The organism is Tissierella sp. P1 (assembly GCF_002266425.1).
GTDB lineage: Bacteria > Bacillota > Clostridia > Tissierellales > Tissierellaceae > Tissierella > Tissierella carlieri.
Map to the genome: position 1 here is coordinate 15,535 of NZ_NPMN01000033.1, position 23,921 is coordinate 39,455.

Below are 23,921 nucleotides of genomic sequence, written 5' to 3' on the forward strand. Positions count from 1 at the left end.
GGATAATTATGAATGAAAACAAAGGATTTACTATCAAGTGCAATAAATGTGGAAGAGAAGATGAATATAAGGACAAATCTTTTTATAGCAAGCAATTCGATGAAGAAGATGGACAAATAATACTAGGTGTAAGTTGGGGATATGAAGAAGGAAGTATTAAGTGTGAATGTGGCAATATTATTGAATTTTAGGGGTGATTAGGTGGACCTTAAAGATATCACTAAAGAATTATACCAGGGAAGTAAAAGACTAGAAGAAGGAAGTCAAGATATATTTCTATTAGCAAAAGCAGCAGCAGAAACTGAAAGAGATTATAGAGTAGCACTAGCAAAAGAAAAGATAAGACTTAGAGATGAAAAAATGCCAGTGGGGCTAATAGAAGATGTAGCAAGAGGTAATATAGCAGATTTAAGATTTCAAAGAGATTTAGCAAGAGAAAAATATATAGCTGCAAGAGATAGTTTAAAAGCTATAGCGGTGCAAATAAATGCATTACAAAGTATTCTTAGAATACAAAATGAAGTCTAGGAGGGAAATACATGACTAAGGATTATTATAAAGAAACAGAATACTTATTATACAACTATAAGATGTTTGAAATAAGTATAGAAAACATGGAGCAGGAGATAGAATACCTAGAAAAAGAAGATGGAATGACAGGGATAAGTTACGATGGAATCAGCACAAGCCCTACACATAAATTCAGTAGCATTACAGAAGATGCAGCATTATCAAATAGTGAGAAAATACAATTCCTACAACGCAATATAGAGAGAAATAGAAGACAGTTAGAAAAGATAGATAGAGCTATGATGGGACTATCAGAGGTGGAACGAATAATCTTAGAACAGAAATATATAGAAGGAAAACAATGGTGGCAAGTGGCACATAAAGCAGGATATAGTGAAAGACAGTGCAGAAACATAAGAAAAGATGCAATAAATAAGATGATTATAGGTATATTTGGAGATAAGGCACTCAAGTAAAAGTTGCCGTTTTATTGCCACATTTTTGGAGAAAACTAATATATAATAGTAGTATGAGATTGTATCTCAAATATGCGAAACCCACTCGCAACTAGTTAAATTAAATAGGGCAGGATTTACAAACAATTGCTCGAATATGGCTCGTGAGGACACGGGCGATTAAGGACTTACTTATACCAGTAGGTCCTTTCTTATTGTAAAGGAGTTGATTATATTGATATACATAGATGAAGAAGGTAAAACACAATGTACTGAATGTTGTCTAAGCTGTGAGGAAAATAAAAAGACATGTGAAGCAAGAAAAGAAAGAGGAAGACGAGCTAACAGAATGGCATATAAAGCTAAGAAGGAATATGAGAGAAAGAAGGGAACATTATGACTATAGGAGAATACATAAGACAAACAGATATAGAACAATACAAACGATTAATTAATATGTTCAAGGTAAAGATAGACAAGCCTAAGAAGAAAATAGAATTAGGTTGCAGTATAGAAGAATTAATGAGAGTAGATAGTTATAAGAGAGAAGGGCGAAGAGTTAGGCAAAGGAGCTGGGATAATGGAGAAATACTTAATATCTACAGAAACTTTGAGAGAAGCTAAAGAAATAGCAAGACAAAAGAATCTAAAGGAAAATGAGTGGAAATATATTCCTCAAGACGTTACAAGAAAATCAAAAATAATGGGAACAAGAGTAAGTGACGAGAAATATTTGATAGGATATTTCTCTGATAATGAAAGAGAATATTTAAATTGCCCGCTCTAAAATAGTTTTATTCGGACGGTGGAGGAAGTTAATCAGATGGCTTAAAATAGCGAAAGTAAATTTATGGAAATATCCTCTTTGATTTGATATAATATAGGAAAATAGGAGGGGATAAAAATGGCAAAACACAACAATGAAATAGAAACAATAAAAATTGTAATGGATAGCGGGAAGGAATATACAGTGAAAAACTGGGATGTTGAAAAATTTCTTGAAAATTTCTGTTATCATAAAGACGGAAGTTTAATAAATGGTTTTGTCTATTTGCATGGATACGCAATTAACCCAAGTCATATATCTTCAATCGAATATGATTACTAAGAGCCACCAGGCTCTTTTTTCTTTGCAATAAATAAAGGTAGGTGGTGATATGAATTTAATATGTCGAGAGTGCTATAAGAATAAAGAATGTGAATATTCTTGTACTGCAGTACAAGAATTACACAAGATATTTAACAAACAGAATAAAAAGGATAAAACTACAAGAATAAGAAATCTAAGAAGACAACTAAGTATAAGAGAAGCAGAACCAAGTAGGAAATTAAAGAACTTAGCAAACAAGATAAATAAATAAATTTCCTGAATTTAATTTTATAAAAGAATGGGATATAAAGATAGATTATATAATTAGCTATGAGAAAAAACGCGGAGAGAAAATAGTATTTGCTGATTGCAGAAAGGTGACAGAAACATACAAAGCATATCTACCTTATGATTTCATAATTACATTTTACGAAAACAATACAGGATTCTTAAATGACAACCAATTAAAAATATTAATGTATCATGAATTAAAACATATTGGTATTGGAGAAAGAGGATTAAAGATTAATCCTCATGATATAGAAGATTTTAGTGATATCTTAGATAAATATGGACTAGACTGGAATAATTTTGGGAAAGAGTTACCAGATATATTGGGAGGTGATTAGGGCGATGAATACTGTACAAAATCCTACAAAATACGAACCTACAGAAAAAGAAAAAGCATTACTTGAAGTGTTGATAAATCCAGAAAACAGAATGAAGTCTATTACTGATATTTGTAAGATAGCTAAATGTTCACGTTCTACTTACTATGAAGCTTTCTCAAAACCTGAGTTTGTAGAAATATATAAACAATATTCCGTCGACCTTGTAAAGCAATCTGTAGCATCTGTATTAAATACATTCATCAGAGAAGCACAAAGGGGAAGTTTTCAACATGGTAAAGTTTTGCTTGAAATGGCAGGTGTATACACGGAGAAACAGCAGCTAGACCATAGCGGCAATATTAATACCAACAACCCATATGAAGGACTTACAAAAGAGCAGTTGTTAAAACTAGCTAGTGATGAAGAATGAAAATAGATAAGAAATTAATAAAATTAGGGGCAAAGATAGAACTTGCAAGGCGTGAGTTCTTTTTTTATTGCAATTTAAAAGCTCCTGATTTTTATAAACATAATAGAAAATATTTAATTGATTTATGCGATGAATTTCAGAGTTTTTATGAAAGTGATGATGAAGTATTGATTATAAATGAACCTCCTCGTCATGGCAAGAGTAGAACAGCGGGTTTATTTGTTGAATGGGTACTTGGAAAGAACCAAAATGAAAAGATAATGACAGGCTCATACAATGAAACTTTATCAACTATGTTTTCTAAAAACGTAAGAAACTCTATACAAGAAGAAAAAGCAGATAAATATAAACCAGTATTTTCCGATGTCTTTCCAGGAGTAGCAATCAAACATGGTGACGGAGCTATGAATTTGTGGTCCTTAGAAGGTGGATACAATAACTATCTAGCGACTTCTCCAACGGGTACAGCCACAGGTTTCGGATGCTCATTAATGATTATAGATGACTTAATCAAGAACGCAGAAGAAGCTTACAATGAAAACGTAAAACAAAAACATTGGGAATGGTTTACTAATACAATGCTGTCTAGGCTTGAAGAGGGTGGGAAAATAATCATCATAATGACCAGATGGGCTAGTGATGATTTAGCAGGTAAAGCATTAGAATATTACAAAGAGCAAGGAATAGAGATTAGGCATGTAAGCATGAAAGCACTAATCAATGAAGAGAAAAAACAAATGCTTTGCCCAGAGGTATTAAGCTATAGAAGCTATAAAAATAAAGTAAAAGCAATGGGTGCAGACATAGCAAGTGCCAACTATCAACAGGAACCTATAGACCTTAAGGGAAGATTATACAGTAGTTTTAAAACTTATACAGAGATACCTAAGGACAACAAAGGCAATCCTTTATTTACACGGATAGGGGCTTATGTAGATACGGCCGATGAAGGCTCAGACTATTTGTGTGTGATTGTATATGGGGTTTATAACAAAGAAGTCTATATAATAGATGTTTATTATACGAAAGACCCTATGGAGATAACGGAACCTCATACAGCTAAGATATTGTACGAGAATGAAGTTAATAAGGCAGATATAGAAAGTAATAATGGCGGTAGAGGATTTGCAAGAGCAGTTGAAAGGATATTAAAAGAGAAATATGGAAGTAATAAAACTAGAGTTAAATGGTTTCATCAAAGCAAGAATAAACAGGCTAGAATATTATCTAATTCTACATGGGTTATGGATCACATATATTATCCAATAAATTGGAGAGATAAATGGCCTGAATATCATAAAGCTATGACAACATATCAAAGAGAAGGCAAAAACAAACATGATGATGCACCAGATGCAACTACAGGAGTAGCTGAAACGTTTGATAAAGGCATTGGATTATCAGTATTGAAATAATATTATTAGTCACAAAAGAGTGATTTGACGACTAAAAAGAAGGTGATAAATTGTTTGGGTTTAAAAACATATTCAATAATCAAGTAAATATAATGACGACAGAAGATATCCTTGTAGAAGAAATACAAGAGTTTAACAATAGCGACAAAAGAGCGTGGATGATAACAGGAGATAAATATTATAGAGTAGAAAATGACATTGATAATAGGAAGATTACTAGAAAGACAGAAGAAGGAGAGATAACGGATTATTCTAAGGCTAATAATAAATTATCTCATGGCTTTATGAAAAATTTAGTTGATGAAAAAATCGCTTATTTACTCACAAAAGACTATTCTCTGGATTGCAATGATAAAAAGTACACAGAAAAGGTCAAAGATGTACTAGGCAAATATTTTCAATATAAACTTGCTCATTTAGGAACAGAATCATCCAATAAGGGAATAGCGTGGCTACAGGTATATATAGATGAACAAGGTAAGTTAGGAACTATGTTAATACCTAGTGAACAATGTGTTCCTTTATGGAGAGATAATACTCATACAGAATTAGATGGACTGATTAGATTTTATTTAATTACTGTATTCGAAGGTAAAGAAAAGAAGAAAGTAACAAAAGTAGAATATTATACAGAGAATGAAGTTAGTTTCTATATATTAAAAGATGATCAGCTTATTAGAGACATAGAAACCAATGAAGGTGGTCCGATACTCCACTATAAAAGTGGTGAGGAATGGAAGTCATGGGGTAAAGTTCCTTTTATAGCCTTTAAAAATAATAGATTGGAATATCCTGATGTAAAATTTATAAAATCTTTAGTGGATGATTATGATAAATCCAGGAGCGATGTATCTAACTTTATCGAAGAAGTTAAGAATCTAATCTATGTATTAAAAGGATATGGAGGGGAGAATTTAGGGGAATTTATGAGAGATTTAAACTACTATGGAGCCATAAAAATAGATGATCCTGAACATGGCGGTGTAGATACCCTTAACCCCACAATGGATATTCAAGCTGCAAAAGAACACTTTGAACAACTGAAGAGAGATATAAACGAATTTGGCGGAGGAGTAACTAAGGATCTAGATAAGTTTGGAAGCTCGCCATCTGGGATAGCACTTAAGTTCCTTTATAGTGGGTTGGATTTAAAATGTAATCATTTAGAGGTAGAATTTAAACAAGCTTTTGAACAATTATTATATTTTATAAATATCTATCTATCAGAAACAGGACAAGGAAATTACCAAAACGAAAAAATAGAAATAATATTCAACAGAGATATAACGATAAATGAAACAGAAGCAATAAATAATATCAATAATTCTCAAGATATACTCTCGTTAGAAACTTTAATAACACAACATCCTTATGTGTCAGACGTAGAGGAAGAATTAAAAAGAGTACAAGCTGAAAGGTTAGAAAAAGCAAAAGAACGAGCTAAGATGTTCGGTAGTGATAGATTTTCCCAAATAGAAGGTGAGGGAAATGAAGAATAATAAATATTGGGTTAAGAGGGCAAAGGATAAAATGAAAGGGTATCACAAAGATAGCGATAAAACTATCCTACTAATTACCAATGCATATGATAAAGCTATTGAGGATATAGAAGAAGACATAAGAAAGATATATGATAAGTTTAAATTCGATAGCGGATTAAGTGATGCAGAAATAAGAAAATTGCTTAATTCTAAAGTGGATAATAAAATTTTAGATGAATTAAGAGAACAAATACTCACCGTTGAAGACCCTGATATAAGAAAAGAGATATTATCAAAACTTAATGCACCTGCATATAAAGCACGTATCACTAGATTAGAAGCATTAAAATTAAACGTCTATACAAAGATTAAGACAGTAGCGGATATCGAATTAAAGCAGAGTAAAAGTCTCTATATTGATACTATAAATAAATCATATTATCAATCTATATTTGATATACAAAAAGGATTAGGAATAGGCTTTGATGTTGCCAGTATACCTACTCATGTTGTTGAAGAAATACTTAAAAACCCTTGGAGCGGCAAAAACTTCTCTCAAAGAATATGGAAGAATACTGATATAGTAGCCGAAAAAGTAACGGATATAATGCTAAGCGGTTTTGTGAGTGGTAGAACTATAAGCCAAATGAGTAGGGAATTAAGGGATTTCGCAGATGTAAGCAAATATGTAGCTTCAAGATTAATAAGAACAGAATTGACCTATATGGCTAATCAAGGAGAGTTACAAAGCTACAAAGAGTGCGGCATAGAAGAATATATGTATTTGGCAACATTAGATGATAGGACATCGGAAATATGCCAAAAACTAGATAACAAAGTATTCAAAGTAAGTGAAGCTAAGGAAGGGAAAAATCTTCCGCCAATGCATGTGTTTTGCAGATCAACAACTAGGGCATGGTTTGGGGTTGATACTCTAGAGGGAATAAAGCGAAGAGCAAGAGACCCTAAGACTGGCAAGACTTATTTAATTGATGCTAATATTGATTATAAAACTTGGCGGGACACTTATGTAAAGGAGGATTAACATGGCTACAGCTACACAAGTAACATTAATTATATGTCTGACATTTATAATATTGACATTGATTAGCAAGAAGATAGAGAAATAAAAAGTAATATAAATATTCAAGACTTAGGAATAAGTCTTTTTTTATCGCTCTTTTTTAGTGTTTGTAGAGCATAAAGAACAAAGAACCCAAAACAGGTACAGACCTGTATAAAAATGTATGGAGGGATATAAATGGATTGGTTAAAAGAACTATTAAAAAATGCGGGGATTGAAGATGCAAAGGTTGATGAAGTTGTAGGAAATATCAATAAAGAAATACCTAAGTATTTAATTCCTAAGGACAAGTATAATGAAGTATCGGAAGCTAAGAAACAACTTGAGTCAGATATAAAAGACAGAGATAAGCAACTTAAAGACTTAGGAGAAAAAGCTAAAGGTAATGAGGATTTAGAAAAGCAGATAAAAGAACTTCAAGAGACTAACGCAAAAGCTAAAGAAGACTATGAATCTAAGATAAACAATATCACTTTAGACAATGCTATTAAGCTAGCCTTAAAAGATAATAAGGCAAAACATGAAGATTTATTGATGGGTAGATTTGATAAAGAAAAACTAAAAATCAAAGAAGATGGAACTATAGAAGGTTTAGAGGACCAGATAAAAGATTTAAAAGAAACCTATAAGGATTTATTTGTCGAACCTCTAGGAGGGTTTACTCCTAAAAATAATGGAGACAGCAATCCTCCTGCAGGGATGGAACAAATAGCAAAAACAATACAAGAAAATTTAGGGTACTAAAAGGAGGATGTAAAATATGGCAATTCCAAATGTATTAGAATATGCAAAATTATTTATGCAACAACTTGATAAGCAAGTAGTAGCTTTAGCAACATCTGGGTGGATGGAAGCTAACGCAGGATTAGTTAAATATAATGGCGGTAATGAATGTAAAATTCCTATGATATCTATGGATGGATTGGGAGACTATGATAGAACTAACGGTTTTGTTGATGGTGCGGTAACATTAGAATATCAAACAAAGACATTAACTCAAGATAGAGGTAGAACGTTCCAATTAGACAGAATGGATGTGGACGAAACTAACTTTGTGGCAACCGCTGCTAATGTAATGGGAGAATTCCAAAGAACGTTAGTAATTCCTGAAATTGATGCTTATAGATATTCTTCCATAGCGACACAAGCTATTGCGAAAAGTGCTGCAACAGGAGGATATGCAGCAGATGCAGCTACAATATTATCTAAAATCAAAGAGGATATATACGCTATTTATGATATAGCAGGAGAAATACCATTAGTAATAACTTTAAGCATGCCAATATGGGCTGTCTTAAGCAACTCTACAGAATTATCAAAACAACTATCAGTAATTGAGTTTAGTCAAGGTGATATTAAAACTGCCGTAAGAGGAATAGACAATAACCCAATTATTCCAGTACCATCCGCAAGAATGATGACTAAATATCAATTCCTAGATGGTAAGACAGCAGGCCAAACAGCAGGAGGATTTAAACCAGATACAGATGCTAAGAATATCAATTGGATCATAACTCCAAGAACTGCACCTATAGCAGTTTCTAAGACAGACAAGATAAGAATATTTGAACCTGATACTAACCAAAAAGCTGATGCATGGAAACTTGATTATAGAAAATATCATGATCTATGGGTTAAAGATAATCAATTTAAGACTATTAGAGTTAATATCAAAGAATCTTTAGCTTAGGAGTGATGATTAATGTTTAAGTTAGAAAAAATGAATGTAGTTAAAATAGTAGCTACAGAGCATGAAAAAGAGAAATTAATCAATAAAGGTTTTACAGAGGTTATAGATAAGACACACAAAGCATTAAAATTAAATGGAGATGGAGAAATTACATTATTATCAGAAGTAACAGAAGAAGAAATGCAAGAAGAAGTTAAAGAAAAGAAGGAAGAAAAGTCAAAAGGGAAGGTTGCCAAATAGGTAGCCTTCTTTTTATTAAGTAGGTGAATACATGGACCAACTAGGTAAATTAAAACTAAAATTAGGAATTAAAGGAACGGAACAAGATGACTTGCTAAATCTTTATTTCGATGATGCTAAAGATACTATATTAGAATTAACTCACCTTACTGAGATACCTAATAGCCTTTTAAGCACTCAAATAGAATTAGCAATAGTTTTATATAACAAAGAGGGAATAGAAGGGCAGACAAGCCATTCAGAGGGTGGGGTTGGTAGAAGTTTTGAAGAAGGCATCCCCGAAAGTATTATGAAGAAAATTAGAAGTGCAAGAAGATTGCCGAGGTGATTATATGAGACTTAGGCAAAGAGATTTAAAATCTTATATGGTAAAGAAACATGGAACATTCAAAGAAATTGATGGAACTAAATACACAGGTTACGAACATACAGGTCAAACTGTTAAAGCTAAAATCCATCCTGCAGGCGGTAAAATGTTAAGTGAAATATATGGAGTTAGACTTGCTAATATGCAGACTATGCTAATGGAGGATGCGGAACTTGCTAGAGAATTAGATGTGGAATTCAACAGTCAAAAACAACAATACGGAGTATGTGTTTATAGAAATAAAGACCAGGAGCCTGATTATAAAATTGTAGCCATCAGACCATGGGATGGGCATATAGTGGCAGATTTGGAGAGGATATAAATGAGTCTTGAAGGTTTTGAAAGCTTAATAAAAAAGTTAAACAGGATAGCAGACCCCAAGGAAGCATTAAAAAAAGGAGTAAGCCTATCTACTAAAAAAGTACAAGGGGATGCTAAAGAACTAGCGGCAGTTAATGAAGGGCAATTACAAAATTCTATTTATGAAAACGTAGAAGAAAAACCAACCGAAATTATAGGTTCAGTATATACCAATGTTCCCCAAGCAGTATACACAGAATTTGGAACAGGACCTAAAGGTATGGCAGCACCTAAAGACCTTCCGCCTGAAATAGCGAATCAATTACATTATAGGAATGATATGTGGTGGATACATGAAAGTCAAATAGATTCGGCTATAGCAGAGAAATACCATTTCATCAAATTTGAGACTGCCGAAGGGGTATTCTATGGCACTTATGGACAAGAACCCCAACCATTTATGTATCCTGCATTAAAGCAGAATCAAGAGATCATAAAAAAACATATAGCAGATGAAATAAGGCTAGATATAAAGAAAAAAGGGTGATTAAATGTATGATATAAAACCCAAAATAAATGAATTATTAGAGGAAATAGTAGGAGAAGATAATGTATCGGATAGTTATCCTGAAAGCTTTGAGAATTTACCCTATATTTCTTTTTATGAATTAACCAATACAGATGCCTACAAAATCAAAGAGGAATTATACACAGAAATAGCAATTCAAATTGATATATGGCACAATAGATCAACTGGTGTACTTGCAAGGCAAGTAAATGATGTTATGAATAGTATTGGCTTAAAGAGAGATTTTGCGAGGGATATACCCGACCCAAGCGGCATAAAGCACAAGACAATGAGATTTAAAGGTAAAGTTAATAATAGAACTAAGATTATGTATCAATAAAGGAGTGAAAATTAATGGATTTAAAGTTAAACTTACAACTACATGCAGGACAAAGTTACAATGAAGCTACCTTATCCTATAAGGAAGGTTCAATGACAGATTATGAAGAAATTGGACTATTAATGGAAATACCGGATGTCGGCGGAGATCCTGAAAAGATAGAAGTAACTACATTAAAAGATAAGAATAAAAAATATATTCCAGGTATTTCAGATTTAGGAGATTTAGATTTTGTATTTTTGTATGACAATAGCACTACCACATCAAATTATAGGATATTGAAAGAGTTACAAGATGGTAATAAAATGGCTAAATTTAAACTAGACTACCCAGATGGAAGCGGACATGAGTTTGAAGCTTTTGTAAGCGTAAAAGTTGGTGGGGGTGGGGTTAATGCTGCTAAAACATTTACAGCTAGTATGTTCTTGCAATCTGATATAGTAGATATTAATCCACAATAAAGGGACTTGAATTCCCCTCCTTTGTATAGTATCCTTAAATTACCATATAATACTAACAGGGGAGGGGTTTTGTGGATAATAAAACGTTAGATAAATATATTTTTAAATTAAGTTGGCTTAGTCTTATTCCTCATATTTTGGCCATAGCATTATTTGTTGGAATGTTTACGACACCTATTAAAATACTTAGGATACTTACTACAAAAATTATTATAGAACCTAATATGGTTTATGGAGAAAAAGGGATACTAAGAAAAGATATACAAAATAGTCCAATGAAACATATTCAAAGCGTAAGAGTGGATAGGTCTTTCTTTGGTAGAATATTTGGATATGGTGATGTTACAATCACTACAGCAGGAGCAGGGTATATCTACAAAGGAATAGGGAGTCCTGAAAAACTAAGAAATATTATAAATAGTTATATGCAAGCAACTTCTTAAATGGAGTTGCTTTTTTAATACTTGAAAATTAGGAGGGAAGCATTATGAGATATACAGAATTCAATGTAGGGGATAAAGAATATAAATTAAGGTTAGCAGCTAATCAAATTGTTAATATAGAGAAAAAAATAGGTGGCAATTTATTAAATATATTTATGGAGGAAGATAAAATACCTTCAATGGAAGAATTGCTAATGGTTGTACATGGAGCTTTACAAAAATTTCATCACGGGATTACCTTATCGGATACTTATGACATTTATGATGACTATGTAGAAAATGGTGGAACTTTCGAGGATTTAATAGAACTTATGTTAGATGTGCTTGAGGTGGCTGGTTTTTTCAAGGCGGAGCAGTTAGAGGAGGGGAAAGCGAAACTCAAGGAAGCCAAAAAGAAATAGAACAAATAAATAATTGTACAGAACTGTTTGAAAAGCTGTATCCAGTAGCCATAGAAAACGAAGTGGATGCAGTTTTTATTGGGATATGACCTATAGGGAGATTATAGCTGCTATAGAAGGATACCAAAAGAGATTTAAGAACGATCTTCAAATTCAAGCTATGTTTATCTACAAGATTGGCGAATTAGTAGGGGTAGCGGTAAATGATCCGAAAAAATATCCTAAGAATGCTAAAGAAGCATTTAAGAAAACAGGTATATTTGATGATACTGAAGAAGCTGAACCTAAAAAACAGGACTGGGAAATTATGAAAGAAAGAGTTAATAGATATGCTTACCTAAAAAAGAAGAGAGGTGAGAGCATTTGACGATAGAAGAATTAAGAGTATTGATAACCGCTAAAACAGAAGGATTACGGGAAGGGATAAACAAAGCTACGAGTAGATTAAAAGGATTTAAAAAGTCTTCCAGCGATGCAAGTTCTGCTGTTAATAAAAATGTTCAAAATATGAAAAATCAATATGATCAACTAATTAAGAAGTTAGATAATGTAAACGCTCAAGCAGAGTTACAGCAAAAGAAACTAGCAGAATTAAGGGGAAAGTATTCTAGATTCAGTGTGTTAGGGCAAGATAGCCCAAAGGCAATGAAGTTACAAGAACAAATATTAAGAACAGAGTCAAGATTGCACAATTTAATATCTACCTCAGATAAAACAGTAGGGAAAATATCGGAACTTGAAAGCAAAATGAATAGTGCTGGCAATTCTACAGAAAAGGCCAACAATAGATTTAAAAGTTTAAAAGATAAACTTGAACAGATAAAGGATAAGTTCCGGCAAACTGGTAGGAGTGCTGAAAAATCAACTGGGAAAATAGCCGGGTTCGCTAATATGTTAAATAAGTCATTTATGAGGATTCTTAAGAGAATCTTCATTTATAACTTAATTTATAAAATGATTAGAGGCTTATTAATTATATGAATGGAGCTTTGAAAACTAATAATCAGTTTGCTAATTCTTTTAACGCCATCAGAACTAACCTTAGAGTAGCATTTCAACCTATATATGATTTTATTCTACCTGCTATCAATGCACTTATGAGAGGACTAGCAACTCTTACAACATATATAGCGAACTTCACATCTGCTTTATTTGGTAAAACATATAAGCAATCATATGATGCTGCTAAAGGCATAGAGACTGCTAAGAAAGCTATGGATGGGTATGGATCATCTGCTAAAAAAACAAAAGGTCAACTCGCAAGCTTCGATGAAATCAATACAGTGAACACCGACAAAGAAGGTAGCGCTGGCGGAGCTAATGATTTTGAGATGGAAATGCCTGACTTAACAGAAATTGACGAAGGGCCTATTGAAAAATTAAAAAAAACATTAGCCGAACTATTCAAACCTTTTAAAGATGCATGGAATACTGAAGGACAAAATACAATCAATAGTATTAAAAGAGCGTTTCAAAACATTAAGGAAGTAGTGGAAAGCGTAGGTAAAAGCTTCAAAGAAGTTTGGACTGGCGGTAGCGGGAAAGATGTACTGGAATCCCTGCTTAGATTACTTCAATTAATATTGAACATAGTTGGAGATGTAGCTGCTGAATTTAAGAAAGCATGGGAAAATAATGATAATGGAACAAGATTAATCCAAAGTGTTTTCAACGCTTTACAAAATGTACTTTTATTAATAGAAAGCATAGGTAATAGTTGGCGAGAAGTATGGAACAATGGTACTGGTCAAAAAATGATAGAATACATCCTAGGAATATTGACACAGATATTTGATTTGGTAGGAAATATAGCTGAAAGTTTTAGAATAGCGTGGGAAACAAATGACACAGGAACAAAGATTCTTCAAGGCATAGCAGATACATTAAATATAATTCTTGGAATATTTGAAAGTATCGGAGAATCGTTAAATAAGGTATGGGGCGAAGTAGGGCAAGATATAGCTAATACTTTTATGAAAATTTTAGAATCTAGTATATCTATATTAAAGAAAGTGGCAGAAGGGTTTAAAGAGATATGGGATAGAGGTGGACAACATCTATTTGAAAGTTTAATTAAATTAGGTGCAAAAATATTTGAGATAGCAGGTTTTATTTATACTGAGTTTGTTGCTCCTTTCGTGATGTGGTTTGTCGAAAAAATTTCTCCGGCTATTGGTGTTGTGCTAGATTGGATAGCAAAGCTAGTTGATGGATTAATTTGGCTACTTGATGAATTCTTGAATCTACTAAAAGGAATAAAAGAAGGTAAATTAGGAGAATTCTTTGTTGCGTTATGGGACGGCATAAAGAAAAAAACAGAAGACACTTGGAATGCAATTAAAACTTTCCTAGTAGATAAAATATGGAATCCTATTAAAAATATAGCTAAAACAATATGGGAAGGCATAAAGAAACACATATTAGATCCAATTCAACAATCATGGACTAATTTAAAACAAATATGGGATAATATCAAGTCTTATATTTTGACGAAGTGGACAGAGATAAAAAATGGTATTTCTAATATAAAAAATAATCTAGTAGAAGCTATTAAGTCACCTTTCATTATTGCTAAGGATTGGATAGATGGATTAATCAAAGATGCTTTTAATTGGGGCAAGAACTTAATTGGCAATATAGTAGATGGGATAACATCTATGGTAGGCAAGGTTAAGGATGCAGTAGGAAATGTCATAGGTGCGATAGCTAATAAATTACAATTTAATTCTCCCGCCAAAGAAGGCCCGGGGAAATATGCCGATAGGTGGATGCCTAATTTAATGAATATGTTAGCTGAAGGTATAGAGGATAATGTCTATAAAGTTAGTGCAGCTGTAGATATTACTGCTAATACATTAAGCGGAGTACAGAAAGCCGATAATACAAGTTCAATAATTAATGCAATTAGTGGGGCATTAGGTAATTCAAATTCAAGTGGAGACACGACAATTATAGTAAAAATAGGAGAAGACACTATAACTGAAAAAGTAGTATCTAATATAAATCGTCAAAACCGTATAAGCGGTAAAACAGTTATAACAGTATAGGAGGGATGCAGATGGCTATGATTAGTATTGATGGTGTAGACTTACCTGCACCTTCTGATTACGATACACCTAATTTTAATTTGCATTCAGATGATTCTCATAGAAACGAATTAGGCGAAGGTATCTTTTATTTAGTAAGAAGTGATATTTATAAATTGGAACTAAAGTGGAAAGGTATAACAAGTCCGGAGGTAGCGTTGATTAAAAGTGCAATTTCACCCCCAGAATTCAAAGTTACTATAATAACTGAAATAGGAAGGATTACTAAAATAATGTATCCAGGTGATAGAAGTCAAAAGATGGTTAAATATAGTGAGGATATTGATAAAATCAGATGGGACTTTAGTGTTAATCTGACAGAGGTATAGTGAGGTGAGAATATGGAAGATATACTAAAAGAGATATTATATGAATTAAAGAAAATTAACCATATATTAGATAAAAATACAGGACTTAAAGAAGTATTGGAGAACATAGCGGATTCTAATAGTTACAAGGTTATAACTGTTACTATAGGTGAAGATGTTATTTGTGAAAATGTTATAGATAATATAAATAAGGAAAATAGGATAAGTGGTAAAACAGTAATAACAATTTAGGAGGAATTCAAATGAAGAATGGTAATAAAAAACAAAAAGAAAAAAGCCTAAATATTGATAGGCTAATTTCTTCTGATGGTAAAAATGTTTTTGATTTAAAAACGGGCGAATTCACTCTTGAAGAGAGAATTCAAGAGCAGCCAAAAAAAATAAGTCAATTAACCGCGGATGTAATTGAATGTGGGTTAATTGTTTCTAAGTGAATCACACCTTAAAAACACAGCTTTACAATTTGTACAGCCATAAACATCTACAGGTAGCCCAGATGTAGCAAGGAATTCTGCTGGTGTCTTAGATGTGTCTACTTGTGTAAGCACATAGGATGTCGCTCCATTGGTGGTATGCACTTTTCCCACGGTGTTATTACCACAAAAATTACATTTAATGTTCATATTATTCACCCCCTTCTAGGTAAATAATACCATAAGGGGGAATTTTCAACAACAAAGGCGGTGAATATATGTATCCAGTATCACAAGACTTTCAAGAGAAAATCAAAAAAAGAAGTGGAACGTTTGAAACTAAAATACAAATACAACATTCGAAAGGTGTCTTGGATATAACTGATAAAGAGTTAGCCCAAGGCACCTTAATTTATACAGAAAGCTCTCAAGCAGGAGAGGAATTTACTATAGGCAGTACAGTAGCTAGTGATATATCCTTTACTATATTAAACAAAGAAGAATATAAAGATATAAATTTCATGAGAGCAACTGTATTCTGCAATATAGGGCTACTTGTAAAAGAGGGAGCGGATGCACATTTTCTGCAACCCTCACAACCTTCCAAGATGCCTAGATTTGATGAAAAATGGGAGTATGTTCCTTTAGGACGTTTCAATATTGACTATGTAAATATTCAGAGAAACTCAATAGAACTCAAAGCTATAGATAATATGATTAATTTAGATAAGCCTTATAGCCTATCTAAACTATCTTATCCTGCAACGCTATATCAAATATACGTAAATGCCTGTAATGTATGCGATGTATTACCAGGAACAACATCATTTTCTAATATGCACTATGTAGTAAAAAATAGACCTGATGGAGATTTGACTTTCCGAGATGTATTAGGATATGTAGCAGAATTAGCAGGGTGCTTTGCTAAAACGAATAGAAATGGAGCTATAACCTTAGAATGGTATAAACCTAGCGGAATAACATTAGGTCCTGCAAACCGTTTCGACTTTAAGGCAAGTGATGATCTAGTACAAATTAAAGGGATTATGGCAACGGTAGAAGATACAACATATCTAGCAGGAAGTGAAGATTATGCAATAGATTTAAGTGAGAATCCACTTCTGCAAGGTGGGTATGAGACTGTATTGCCTAATGTATTTAACAATGTAAAAAATACAGTATTTACCCCTTACACGAGTAACTGGCAAGGTAATCCAGCTATACAAGCAGGAGATATAATAACACAGATAGATAGGGATGGCAAAGAATATAATACTCTTGTAACTAAATCCATCTACAAATACAGAGGTAGAAGCACTCTTGAAGCTAAAGGACTACCTGAAATTTCTAAAGGTTATAAAGGCTCTACTAATAGAAAAATAGCACAGATAAAAAGAGCAGTAGAAAAGGAAGTAGGAGATAAACTTACTAATCTAGAACAAGCACAATTGAATGCAACCGAATTAATGGCAAATATGCTTGGTGGATATAAGACTACTATAAAATATGAAAGTGACCCTGATTATGCAAGGTTTGGCATGGGTGAGTTTATCCATGATAGCCCACAGTTATCCGATTCTACTAAAATATGGAAATGGGGGCCTGGTGGGTTTGGACACTCTAGTGATGGAGGTTTAACATGGCCTACAGCTATTACTGCCGACGGATCTATCGTTGCTATGCTAGTAGCTGCTAATATAGTAACTGCTAATATGGTTCAAACTGGAATATTAACAAGTGAAGATGGAAATTCTTGGTTTAATTTAGACAATGGAATATTAAGAATAAGTCATGGTGGAAATGTTTATTCACAAGCTGATATAAATGGTTTTGGTAAGAATTATGGCAATGGCATGGTTAGTTATTTGAATGATATTTTTGTACATTATGAAAATTCATCTAATGAACTTAAGCCTAGTCCATCAACCACTAGGGTTTATTTACCCACTCGTTTTAGAAATAGAAATATATCTGTATCTTTAGGCGCTGGCAATACTTACTGGAGAGTTGGAAATTTAAGAACAGGTGGCGCTGTATCTAGGCTCGTTAATTGGATAGAAACAATATACGAAGTGAATACAGTAAATACTAATACTACTACACCATATATTGATATAAATTCATATATTCATTATGTTGAATATTATGATGACGGAACTTCACTTGATAGGTATATTTTATCTGGGTTTGTATTAATTGTAATTGGGGAGTGATTTCATGTTAATATATAATAAAATTACTGGCATAATATTTAGGAAAATTACACCTGACGATATGATAGATGCTTACAGAAATCATTATTCTAAAAATTTAGATATAGATATTATTCAAGAACATTTTGATATAGATATAAATAAATACTATATAAAAGACAAACTTCCGATAATGTTTAAAGATTATGAACTTAAAGAGTTGGAGTTGCATGGGAAAATTTTATCAGAAGAAGAAAGAATATTAGAGAGCATGAAACCTTCAATACAAGAAATTGAAGATGCAGAGATGGCCATAAGAGTATTATCTATATTAGAGGGGGTGCTATGATGAATATATTAACTCAAAAACTGATTCAATCTTTTACAGTTCTACACTACTACTATTTAATTGACAACACAAAAGGCAGAAGCTTAGAACAGGTACCAGAACATATAAGAAGTGAAGTTGAGATATTAGCAAATGAAAGATATGTCAATGAGTATTTGGCTAGGGTTGGTGAGTTAGATAATGGCATATAATACAAAATCAATAATCAAGGACGTTAATGGAAAGCCGGTACCCCAATATTGGAATACTGAAACTCAAAGATATGAAGTAATAGAAAGTGAAAATGGTATGTTAAGAGTAATAATGGTAGATAGCCAAGGAAATGAAATACAAAGTCAATCTTTAGTCGACCAAATATCGAATAAACTAGATGAACTTATACAGGTGGTGAGTAAGTAATGGCATATAACACAAAACCAATATTAGTTGATGTAGATGGAAATCCTATTAGTCAATACTTCAATCCTGATACAGATAGTTACGAGGCTGTTCTAGGTGGAAGTGGAGCTAATAGGGTTATTTTGTATAATGCAGATGGTAGTATTAATAATTCACTTTCCCTTGTTCCGATTTTAGACAAGCTTAACCAATTGACTGGAACTGTTATAGATGAAGAAACTAGAAAATCTAACGAAATTACTAGGCAATCCAATGAGGATGTTAGAATATCCAATGAAGATATTAGAAATAATAATGAAATTTCAAGGGTAGAAAATGAAGGTGTTAGAGAAGAAAATGAGTTAAGTCGACAAGAAACTATTAGTGAGTTTAGAGTTTGGGAAGATTATAATAATTCTAAAACTTACAAACCTCTAAATAAAGTATTTTTCCAAGGAAGTTCTTATATTTGTATATTGGAATCTGCTGGAAATGCGCCAACTAATGAAACTTATTGGTTGATGATAGCGAAAAAAGGTCAAGATGGTTCTGGAATTGGAGATATGTTAAAAAGTGTTTATGACACCAATGATAATGGAATTGTTGATAATGCCGAAAAGGTAAATGGTTTTACTGTAGAAAGTAATGTTCCATCAGATGCAAAATTCACAGATACAATAATAGATGTAGCAAATAATCTTGAAGAAACTGAAATAGGAAAGGCACTAGATGCTTCTCAAGGAAAAGCATTAAATGACAATAAATTAAATAAAAGTGGGGATACATTAGAAAATTACAGAGAAAAACTAACTACATTAACAGGATTAACTCCTGATGTAGACTTGTCGCAATCTAATGTATTTAAATTAACTTTAGAAGGTGCTACTACATTATCTATATCTAATCCTAGTATAGATGTATCTCATTCATTTACACTTTATTTAATACAAGGTGCTACAGCATACGCTATGACATTTCCTGCAAATGTTAAATGGATGAATGGAGAAATTCCAGATTTATCTACTCCAAACAAAACATACCGTTTACTGTTTGATACTATAGACGGTGGAGTTACTTGGCATGCTTCTTTTGGAGGTGCATTCTAATGTTAGCTGATAGAATTAGAATGTGTAGTTTTAGATTAAGTAAAAAAGATGATCCTTTAGGCTCTCCTGGTAATCAAGACTTAATATTAGGAGACATGTCGGCAGGATATTTTGGAACTGTAAACAACCTAGTTACTAATACTCAATTAACTAATTTAATGGGAATGACAGCAGGAACTCTATTAGATGCAGAAAACACAGATGTAACATTTCATAAGTTCGCACATAAAGGTAGAATATTATTTATTCCAAGCAGACCTATTAAGCACACAATAAGTTGGGATAACATTCAATCTCAAAATGGAGTTAAAGGAAAAGTAATATCTATAGATGCTAATATGTATTTGTGTAGATTAATGACTGGTAGTAGACATTATTATACTAGTAATAACTCAATGGCTAATGGTGGAGAATGGTATGACACATTCTTTAAATTTCATACTACTAACGGTGGAGCATTAACTGATAGTGATATATATGTAGATGGGAATGGAAGTTATACGTTGTGTCAAGAAGTACATTCGTCAGGTATAGCTAATAGAGTTTTCAGACAAGGTCGTACTTATATGAGTGGTGTCGCCTCTACTTCAGGTGGTAGTTTGGCAGGCTGGCGACCTGTATTGGAGGTGTTATAAATGACATTAAGACCTTTAGGAGTAGGTAGTCAAATCCTCGCTCATGGCGATATAGTAGCGGGCTTTTACGGAGAAGTAACAGGAATAATCACAGCAGATGAATTGCGAGCATTAGCAGGAGTAACACAAGGTACTGCAATGCAAACAGGTGATATTACTTGGTTGAAGTTCTCTAGTAACTATAAAACATTATATATAGCAAAACAACCTATACAACATAGCATATCGTGGGATTATTTACACGAAAGAGATTTAGTATTCGGTAAGATGATTGAGATAGGTAATTATGTGTATTTGTTGAGGTTGATGCAAGGTGCTAATATTTCTCCTGCTAATACAAGCGGTGGATATAATAACGAGTGGGATAATTTAATAGTGAAATCACATACAACTGGTGAGTGGGGATTATATAGTGATGCAGACCTTAATGTTAATCCGATACGAACGATAGTACAAGAGGTTTCATCGCAAAGTACAGAACAGAGGATTATGAGAGGTTATACTATATCTCACTTTGGAAGAGGAGGCTCAAGTGATAGCTTTAATTATGTTGCGTGGCGACCAGTCCTAGAACTCCTATATGAGAAATAAAGAGGTGATTAAATGCAAAGAATGGTACAAGTTAAAGATAATCAAATAATTAAACATAGTCTACCTAAGACAGGGCAACTCAAAGATGGTTCAACTGTAAGTGGTTACGATATATTACCTTTAGAAATATTATTAGATGAGGGTTGGCTACCTCTTGAAGATATAAAACCTACCTATGATAAAGAAACTCAATATTTACTTGATGATGGGTACGAAATACTAACCGATAAGGTAATAAAGAAATATAAGGTAGAGGATATAGTTATAGAAACTATTCCGCAAGAGCCTAGTGAAACAGAAAAATTAAGATTAGAGCAAGCACAGGCAAATGTAGAAATGATTGAACTATTAATGAGTATGACAGGAGGTATGTAATATGCAATTCACAAAAGAAAGTTCAATAGTAAAGAGTTATGTTCTATTGATTCAAAAAGAAATAAAAACTATTGATGATATACCTAATCTCTTTAATCTTAGAGAAGTTGTAGAGCAATGTTTAGAATAATAAAATTTATAAAGGAGTGGTTGATTATGATATTTAAACCTAATTCAGCTATAGTGAGAAGCTATGTTATTTTAATATTAGCTGAGAAAATGACCTATGAAGAAGTACCTAATTTATTTAATTTACGTGAAGCAGTACAAGAAGCATTAGAAATTTAAATCTAAGAAGGGCAATAGACTAGACAATAGTCTTTTTTTATTGCCCTTTAATAACCTTGGGAGGTAGAACATGAGTAATGAGGTTACAGTAGCAATTATGGCACTAATAGGTTCAGCTATAGGAACTATAGGGGGTATAATAGCATCTAGTAAATTAACAAACTTTAGGTTAGAACAGTTGGAAAAAAAGGTAGACAAGCATAATTCAGTAATAGAGAGAACTTTTATATTAGAAGAAAAAATGAAAGTGGCAAATCATAGAATTGAAGATTTAGAGGAAGAATTGAGGTGATACTTTGTTCAGAATAATTACCACTGAAGAATTATTAAAAGAATTAGAGAAATATAAATTTAAACAACTTCATACTCACCACACTTGGAAACCTACTCATAGGAATTTTGACGGAAAGAATCATATAAAATTACAAGAGAGCATGAGAAATCATCACGTCAATGTAAAAAAGTGGTCTGATATAGGACAGCATATTACATTGATGCCCGATGGGACTTGGGTTACTGGTAGACCTTTTGATATTACCCCTGCATCAATAAGCGGATGGAATACAGGAGCCTTGGCAGTAGAAATGCTAGGTAACTTTGATAAGATAGGAGAATTGCCTTTTAATGATTTAGGTTATGACGAGTTAGAAGGTAAGCAAAAGGAGTCAATGTTAATGCTAATGAATTGGTTTGGTGAGAAATTCGGATATGACAATATTAAATTTCATAGAGACAACCCCAGTGCAGGAAAGTCATGTCCTGGTACTAGCTTGAATAAGGTTACTTTGATTAATGAAGCCAAAGCAATTAAAAAGGAAAGTGAAGTTGTGAGCGATAAGAAAGATTTAATTAAAATAAATCTACATGGTAAAGACATTGAAGTAGAAGGAATATTAAAAGACCAAACCTATCATGTACCTATTCGTTTCCTTGAAAGATTAGGATATGAAGTAGGCTGGCAGGATGGGAAAGTTACTATAAATTATAAAGGAGAGGATAAATAATGCTTAATGAATTTATGAGTTTAGAAGTATTAGCAACGTTTGCGGGATTAGTAGCTGCAGTATCTATTATAGTTCAATTTACTAAGTCTATAGTAAAAAAGAAGTTTAGCGATGGAGTAGTAAGGCTATACGCATTTATAATATCCCTAATATTAACTTTTATATTTGCTAAGAGCGGTCAAGGTATAGAAGGAGTAGTATTAACTTTTATAAATGCAATACTAATTACTATAGCAAGTACAGGAACTTATGAAATGATAGTAGATCCTAAAGCAGAGAAAAGTAAATAAAATTGTAGACAGAAAAACAACACCTGTAAAATAGGTGTTGTTTTTCTATGAGAATGTGTCTCTTAATTAAATCTGTTAAAAAGTCATTCCTTTCATAGCTTTTTCGTCTTCTCTTTGTAAGTGTATCCCTCCTTATTAATAACATATTTTTTAGGCAGTTAATAGTTATTTAAAAAAGGGTTCTACAACAAATGACTTTTTCATTTTCCTAGTAACTAAATAATAACACTCGACGTCGAGTAAGTCAATACGCTCTAGACAAATAAATCTAACCGATGTTAGTTGTATAAGATGCGTTGGCTCCACCTATCACGCACATGGGATTTCTATTAAGAATAAAATAGCTCGCCTAATAAGCTATAGAACCGCAATAAAGCACCACCAATGATTTACGTATACAACTAACATATAATGGTTAGACTATGAATAAATGTTATTTACGATCTATTTTCAGAATTAATGTAGTAAATGTAACGCAAAATGTTAAAACTAGGAAAATTGTTGATATTATCTCGTACGTTGTCATTTGTTTGTACCTTTCTACCATGTGTCTTGGGTATGGAAATATTATAACATATGTATATGGAAAATAATTCATTAATTTCCGACATTTTGCAACTAGACTAGGGAGAAATCTCTAGTCTTTTTTTATTTTTGAAGGAATTTAAAATTATTTGTAGAATATATTCCTAGGGGGATGATTCTATGAGAGATAAAATAAATTGGAGGAATGTAGCTATAATATTATCAGTAGGTGTTATAGGTTTTGTTTTGGGGGTTATAGTAACATTTCAGATTGCGGTAAAAAATGGAATAGTTATATAGAATAGAAAAGGACCATTTAAGGTCCTATTTCTTTTGTTCCTCTATATTCTTTTCTTTTTTATTCTTTTCAATTAGTCTTTTGATTACTTTTATTATAACTATATAAGCATCCATGATATATTATATTTATTAAATATTATTAATATTACTACAGTAACAACATACAATAGATAC

Annotated in this window: 43 protein-coding genes; 42 read left to right on the forward strand and 1 reads right to left on the reverse strand. The window is 32.5% G+C overall.

What is annotated here, in order from left to right; translation table 11 throughout:
- Positions 1-8: 8 nt before the first annotated feature.
- From CIW83_RS18325 to CIW83_RS18460, 29 genes are all read left to right on the forward strand, one after another.
- The gene (locus CIW83_RS18325) at positions 9-191 is read left to right on the forward strand and encodes a hypothetical protein (protein WP_094903910.1); all 183 of its coding nucleotides are present in this window, start codon (positions 9-11) and stop codon (positions 189-191) included.
- A 10-nt stretch (positions 192-201) separates the two neighbouring features.
- Positions 202-528, forward strand: a complete 327-nt coding sequence (locus tag CIW83_RS18330) for a hypothetical protein (protein ID WP_094903912.1) — start codon at positions 202-204, stop codon at positions 526-528.
- An 11-nt stretch (positions 529-539) separates the two neighbouring features.
- Positions 540-986, forward strand: a complete 447-nt coding sequence (locus CIW83_RS18335) for a hypothetical protein (protein WP_094903914.1) — start codon at positions 540-542, stop codon at positions 984-986.
- A 214-nt stretch (positions 987-1,200) separates the two neighbouring features.
- Positions 1,201-1,365 carry a hypothetical protein gene (locus CIW83_RS22390; RefSeq protein ID WP_158220175.1) on the forward strand — a complete coding sequence of 55 codons (165 nt, stop codon included), beginning with the start codon at positions 1,201-1,203 and terminating at the stop codon, positions 1,363-1,365.
- Positions 1,362-1,589: a hypothetical protein gene (locus CIW83_RS18340; protein ID WP_094903916.1), complete on the forward strand. Its 228-nt coding sequence runs from the start codon at positions 1,362-1,364 to the stop codon at positions 1,587-1,589. The genes CIW83_RS22390 and CIW83_RS18340 overlap by 4 nt, the downstream gene beginning before the upstream one ends.
- Complete coding sequence (locus CIW83_RS18345) at positions 1,546-1,752, forward strand: hypothetical protein (RefSeq protein WP_094903918.1); 207 nt, start codon at positions 1,546-1,548, stop codon at positions 1,750-1,752. The genes CIW83_RS18340 and CIW83_RS18345 overlap by 44 nt, the downstream gene beginning before the upstream one ends.
- A 117-nt stretch (positions 1,753-1,869) precedes the next feature.
- The gene (locus tag CIW83_RS18350; RefSeq protein WP_094903920.1) at positions 1,870-2,073 is read left to right on the forward strand and encodes a hypothetical protein; all 204 of its coding nucleotides are present in this window, start codon (positions 1,870-1,872) and stop codon (positions 2,071-2,073) included.
- Between the two features lie 49 nt (positions 2,074-2,122).
- Complete coding sequence (locus tag CIW83_RS18355; RefSeq protein ID WP_094903922.1) at positions 2,123-2,326, forward strand: hypothetical protein; 204 nt, start codon at positions 2,123-2,125, stop codon at positions 2,324-2,326.
- 52 nt (positions 2,327-2,378) lie between these two features.
- Entirely contained in the window at positions 2,379-2,684 is a 306-nt protein-coding gene (locus tag CIW83_RS18360; protein ID WP_235601405.1) for a putative metallopeptidase, read from the forward strand.
- Between the two features lie 4 nt (positions 2,685-2,688).
- On the forward strand, positions 2,689-3,096 hold the full coding sequence (locus tag CIW83_RS18365; protein WP_094903926.1) for a phBC6A51 family helix-turn-helix protein: 408 nt from the start codon (positions 2,689-2,691) through the stop codon (positions 3,094-3,096).
- The gene (gene terL, locus CIW83_RS18370; RefSeq protein ID WP_201260029.1) at positions 3,093-4,511 is read left to right on the forward strand and encodes a phage terminase large subunit; all 1,419 of its coding nucleotides are present in this window, start codon (positions 3,093-3,095) and stop codon (positions 4,509-4,511) included. Before CIW83_RS18365 ends, terL begins: the two co-directional genes overlap by 4 nt.
- A 50-nt stretch (positions 4,512-4,561) precedes the next feature.
- Positions 4,562-6,010: a phage portal protein gene (locus CIW83_RS18375; protein WP_201260030.1), complete on the forward strand. Its 1,449-nt coding sequence runs from the start codon at positions 4,562-4,564 to the stop codon at positions 6,008-6,010.
- Positions 6,000-7,037: a minor capsid protein gene (locus CIW83_RS18380; RefSeq protein WP_094903928.1), complete on the forward strand. Its 1,038-nt coding sequence runs from the start codon at positions 6,000-6,002 to the stop codon at positions 7,035-7,037. The genes CIW83_RS18375 and CIW83_RS18380 overlap by 11 nt, the downstream gene beginning before the upstream one ends.
- A gap of 216 nt (positions 7,038-7,253) precedes the next feature.
- Positions 7,254-7,820, forward strand: coding sequence for a phage scaffolding protein (locus CIW83_RS18385; protein ID WP_094903929.1), 567 nt, complete (start codon positions 7,254-7,256; stop codon positions 7,818-7,820).
- Between the two features lie 16 nt (positions 7,821-7,836).
- On the forward strand, positions 7,837-8,766 hold the full coding sequence (locus tag CIW83_RS18390) for a hypothetical protein (RefSeq protein ID WP_094903930.1): 930 nt from the start codon (positions 7,837-7,839) through the stop codon (positions 8,764-8,766).
- Between the two features lie 12 nt (positions 8,767-8,778).
- Positions 8,779-9,006 (forward strand): hypothetical protein, encoded by a 228-nt coding sequence (locus CIW83_RS18395; protein ID WP_094903931.1) that lies wholly within the window; start codon positions 8,779-8,781, stop codon positions 9,004-9,006.
- A 31-nt stretch (positions 9,007-9,037) separates the two neighbouring features.
- Entirely contained in the window at positions 9,038-9,334 is a 297-nt protein-coding gene (locus CIW83_RS18400) for a phage head-tail connector protein (RefSeq protein WP_094903932.1), read from the forward strand.
- Positions 9,335-9,338: 4 nt separating this feature from the next.
- Complete coding sequence (locus CIW83_RS18405) at positions 9,339-9,695, forward strand: hypothetical protein (protein ID WP_094903933.1); 357 nt, start codon at positions 9,339-9,341, stop codon at positions 9,693-9,695.
- On the forward strand, positions 9,696-10,220 hold the full coding sequence (locus CIW83_RS18410; RefSeq protein ID WP_094903934.1) for an HK97-gp10 family putative phage morphogenesis protein: 525 nt from the start codon (positions 9,696-9,698) through the stop codon (positions 10,218-10,220).
- 4 nt (positions 10,221-10,224) lie between these two features.
- Complete coding sequence (locus CIW83_RS18415; protein WP_094903935.1) at positions 10,225-10,581, forward strand: hypothetical protein; 357 nt, start codon at positions 10,225-10,227, stop codon at positions 10,579-10,581.
- A 14-nt stretch (positions 10,582-10,595) separates the two neighbouring features.
- The gene (locus CIW83_RS18420) at positions 10,596-11,042 is read left to right on the forward strand and encodes a phage tail tube protein (RefSeq protein WP_094903936.1); all 447 of its coding nucleotides are present in this window, start codon (positions 10,596-10,598) and stop codon (positions 11,040-11,042) included.
- A 71-nt stretch (positions 11,043-11,113) separates the two neighbouring features.
- Positions 11,114-11,485 carry a PH domain-containing protein gene (locus CIW83_RS18425; RefSeq protein WP_094903937.1) on the forward strand — a complete coding sequence of 124 codons (372 nt, stop codon included), beginning with the start codon at positions 11,114-11,116 and terminating at the stop codon, positions 11,483-11,485.
- A gap of 44 nt (positions 11,486-11,529) precedes the next feature.
- Positions 11,530-11,886 (forward strand): DUF6096 family protein, encoded by a 357-nt coding sequence (locus CIW83_RS18430; protein WP_094903938.1) that lies wholly within the window; start codon positions 11,530-11,532, stop codon positions 11,884-11,886.
- An 85-nt stretch (positions 11,887-11,971) separates the two neighbouring features.
- A complete protein-coding gene (locus CIW83_RS18435) occupies positions 11,972-12,253 on the forward strand; it encodes a hypothetical protein (RefSeq protein ID WP_094903939.1) in 282 nt (93 codons plus the stop codon).
- Entirely contained in the window at positions 12,250-12,867 is a 618-nt protein-coding gene (locus CIW83_RS18440; protein WP_094903940.1) for a hypothetical protein, read from the forward strand. Before CIW83_RS18435 ends, CIW83_RS18440 begins: the two co-directional genes overlap by 4 nt.
- An 8-nt stretch (positions 12,868-12,875) precedes the next feature.
- Positions 12,876-14,933, forward strand: coding sequence for a hypothetical protein (locus tag CIW83_RS18445; protein WP_143598593.1), 2,058 nt, complete (start codon positions 12,876-12,878; stop codon positions 14,931-14,933).
- Between the two features lie 11 nt (positions 14,934-14,944).
- Positions 14,945-15,301 carry a hypothetical protein gene (locus CIW83_RS18450; RefSeq protein ID WP_094903942.1) on the forward strand — a complete coding sequence of 119 codons (357 nt, stop codon included), beginning with the start codon at positions 14,945-14,947 and terminating at the stop codon, positions 15,299-15,301.
- A 12-nt stretch (positions 15,302-15,313) separates the two neighbouring features.
- Positions 15,314-15,532: a hypothetical protein gene (locus CIW83_RS18455; protein ID WP_094903943.1), complete on the forward strand. Its 219-nt coding sequence runs from the start codon at positions 15,314-15,316 to the stop codon at positions 15,530-15,532.
- Between the two features lie 11 nt (positions 15,533-15,543).
- Positions 15,544-15,735, forward strand: coding sequence for a hypothetical protein (locus CIW83_RS18460; protein ID WP_094903944.1), 192 nt, complete (start codon positions 15,544-15,546; stop codon positions 15,733-15,735).
- On the opposite strand, the gene CIW83_RS18465 is transcribed toward CIW83_RS18460, so the two are convergent.
- On the reverse strand, positions 15,718-15,924 hold the full coding sequence (locus CIW83_RS18465) for a hypothetical protein (RefSeq protein ID WP_094903945.1): 207 nt from the start codon (positions 15,922-15,924) through the stop codon (positions 15,718-15,720). The genes CIW83_RS18460 and CIW83_RS18465 overlap by 18 nt on opposite strands.
- A 68-nt stretch (positions 15,925-15,992) precedes the next feature.
- On the opposite strand from CIW83_RS18465, the gene CIW83_RS18470 reads away from it, so the two are divergent.
- From CIW83_RS18470 to CIW83_RS18520, 13 genes are all read left to right on the forward strand, one after another.
- Positions 15,993-17,927, forward strand: coding sequence for a hypothetical protein (locus CIW83_RS18470; protein WP_094903946.1), 1,935 nt, complete (start codon positions 15,993-15,995; stop codon positions 17,925-17,927).
- 4 nt (positions 17,928-17,931) lie between these two features.
- Positions 17,932-18,255: a hypothetical protein gene (locus tag CIW83_RS18475; protein ID WP_094903947.1), complete on the forward strand. Its 324-nt coding sequence runs from the start codon at positions 17,932-17,934 to the stop codon at positions 18,253-18,255.
- The gene (locus tag CIW83_RS18480; protein WP_094903948.1) at positions 18,255-18,446 is read left to right on the forward strand and encodes a hypothetical protein; all 192 of its coding nucleotides are present in this window, start codon (positions 18,255-18,257) and stop codon (positions 18,444-18,446) included. Before CIW83_RS18475 ends, CIW83_RS18480 begins: the two co-directional genes overlap by 1 nt.
- Positions 18,436-18,654 carry a hypothetical protein gene (locus tag CIW83_RS18485; protein WP_094903949.1) on the forward strand — a complete coding sequence of 73 codons (219 nt, stop codon included), beginning with the start codon at positions 18,436-18,438 and terminating at the stop codon, positions 18,652-18,654. The genes CIW83_RS18480 and CIW83_RS18485 overlap by 11 nt, the downstream gene beginning before the upstream one ends.
- Positions 18,654-19,739 (forward strand): hypothetical protein, encoded by a 1,086-nt coding sequence (locus tag CIW83_RS18490; protein ID WP_094903950.1) that lies wholly within the window; start codon positions 18,654-18,656, stop codon positions 19,737-19,739. Before CIW83_RS18485 ends, CIW83_RS18490 begins: the two co-directional genes overlap by 1 nt.
- On the forward strand, positions 19,739-20,374 hold the full coding sequence (locus tag CIW83_RS18495; protein WP_094903951.1) for a hypothetical protein: 636 nt from the start codon (positions 19,739-19,741) through the stop codon (positions 20,372-20,374). Before CIW83_RS18490 ends, CIW83_RS18495 begins: the two co-directional genes overlap by 1 nt.
- The gene (locus CIW83_RS18500) at positions 20,375-20,965 is read left to right on the forward strand and encodes a hypothetical protein (protein WP_094903952.1); all 591 of its coding nucleotides are present in this window, start codon (positions 20,375-20,377) and stop codon (positions 20,963-20,965) included.
- A gap of 12 nt (positions 20,966-20,977) precedes the next feature.
- Complete coding sequence (locus tag CIW83_RS18505; protein ID WP_094903953.1) at positions 20,978-21,340, forward strand: hypothetical protein; 363 nt, start codon at positions 20,978-20,980, stop codon at positions 21,338-21,340.
- A gap of 1 nt (position 21,341) precedes the next feature.
- Positions 21,342-21,470: a hypothetical protein gene (locus CIW83_RS24545; protein ID WP_255374521.1), complete on the forward strand. Its 129-nt coding sequence runs from the start codon at positions 21,342-21,344 to the stop codon at positions 21,468-21,470.
- A 26-nt stretch (positions 21,471-21,496) separates the two neighbouring features.
- Positions 21,497-21,628, forward strand: coding sequence for a CD1375 family protein (locus CIW83_RS24550; protein WP_255374523.1), 132 nt, complete (start codon positions 21,497-21,499; stop codon positions 21,626-21,628).
- 70 nt (positions 21,629-21,698) lie between these two features.
- On the forward strand, positions 21,699-21,920 hold the full coding sequence (locus CIW83_RS18510; RefSeq protein ID WP_094903954.1) for a hypothetical protein: 222 nt from the start codon (positions 21,699-21,701) through the stop codon (positions 21,918-21,920).
- Between the two features lie 4 nt (positions 21,921-21,924).
- Positions 21,925-22,632 carry an N-acetylmuramoyl-L-alanine amidase gene (locus tag CIW83_RS18515; RefSeq protein WP_094903955.1) on the forward strand — a complete coding sequence of 236 codons (708 nt, stop codon included), beginning with the start codon at positions 21,925-21,927 and terminating at the stop codon, positions 22,630-22,632.
- The gene (locus tag CIW83_RS18520) at positions 22,632-22,922 is read left to right on the forward strand and encodes a hypothetical protein (protein ID WP_094903956.1); all 291 of its coding nucleotides are present in this window, start codon (positions 22,632-22,634) and stop codon (positions 22,920-22,922) included. Before CIW83_RS18515 ends, CIW83_RS18520 begins: the two co-directional genes overlap by 1 nt.
- Positions 22,923-23,921 lie beyond the last annotated feature (999 nt).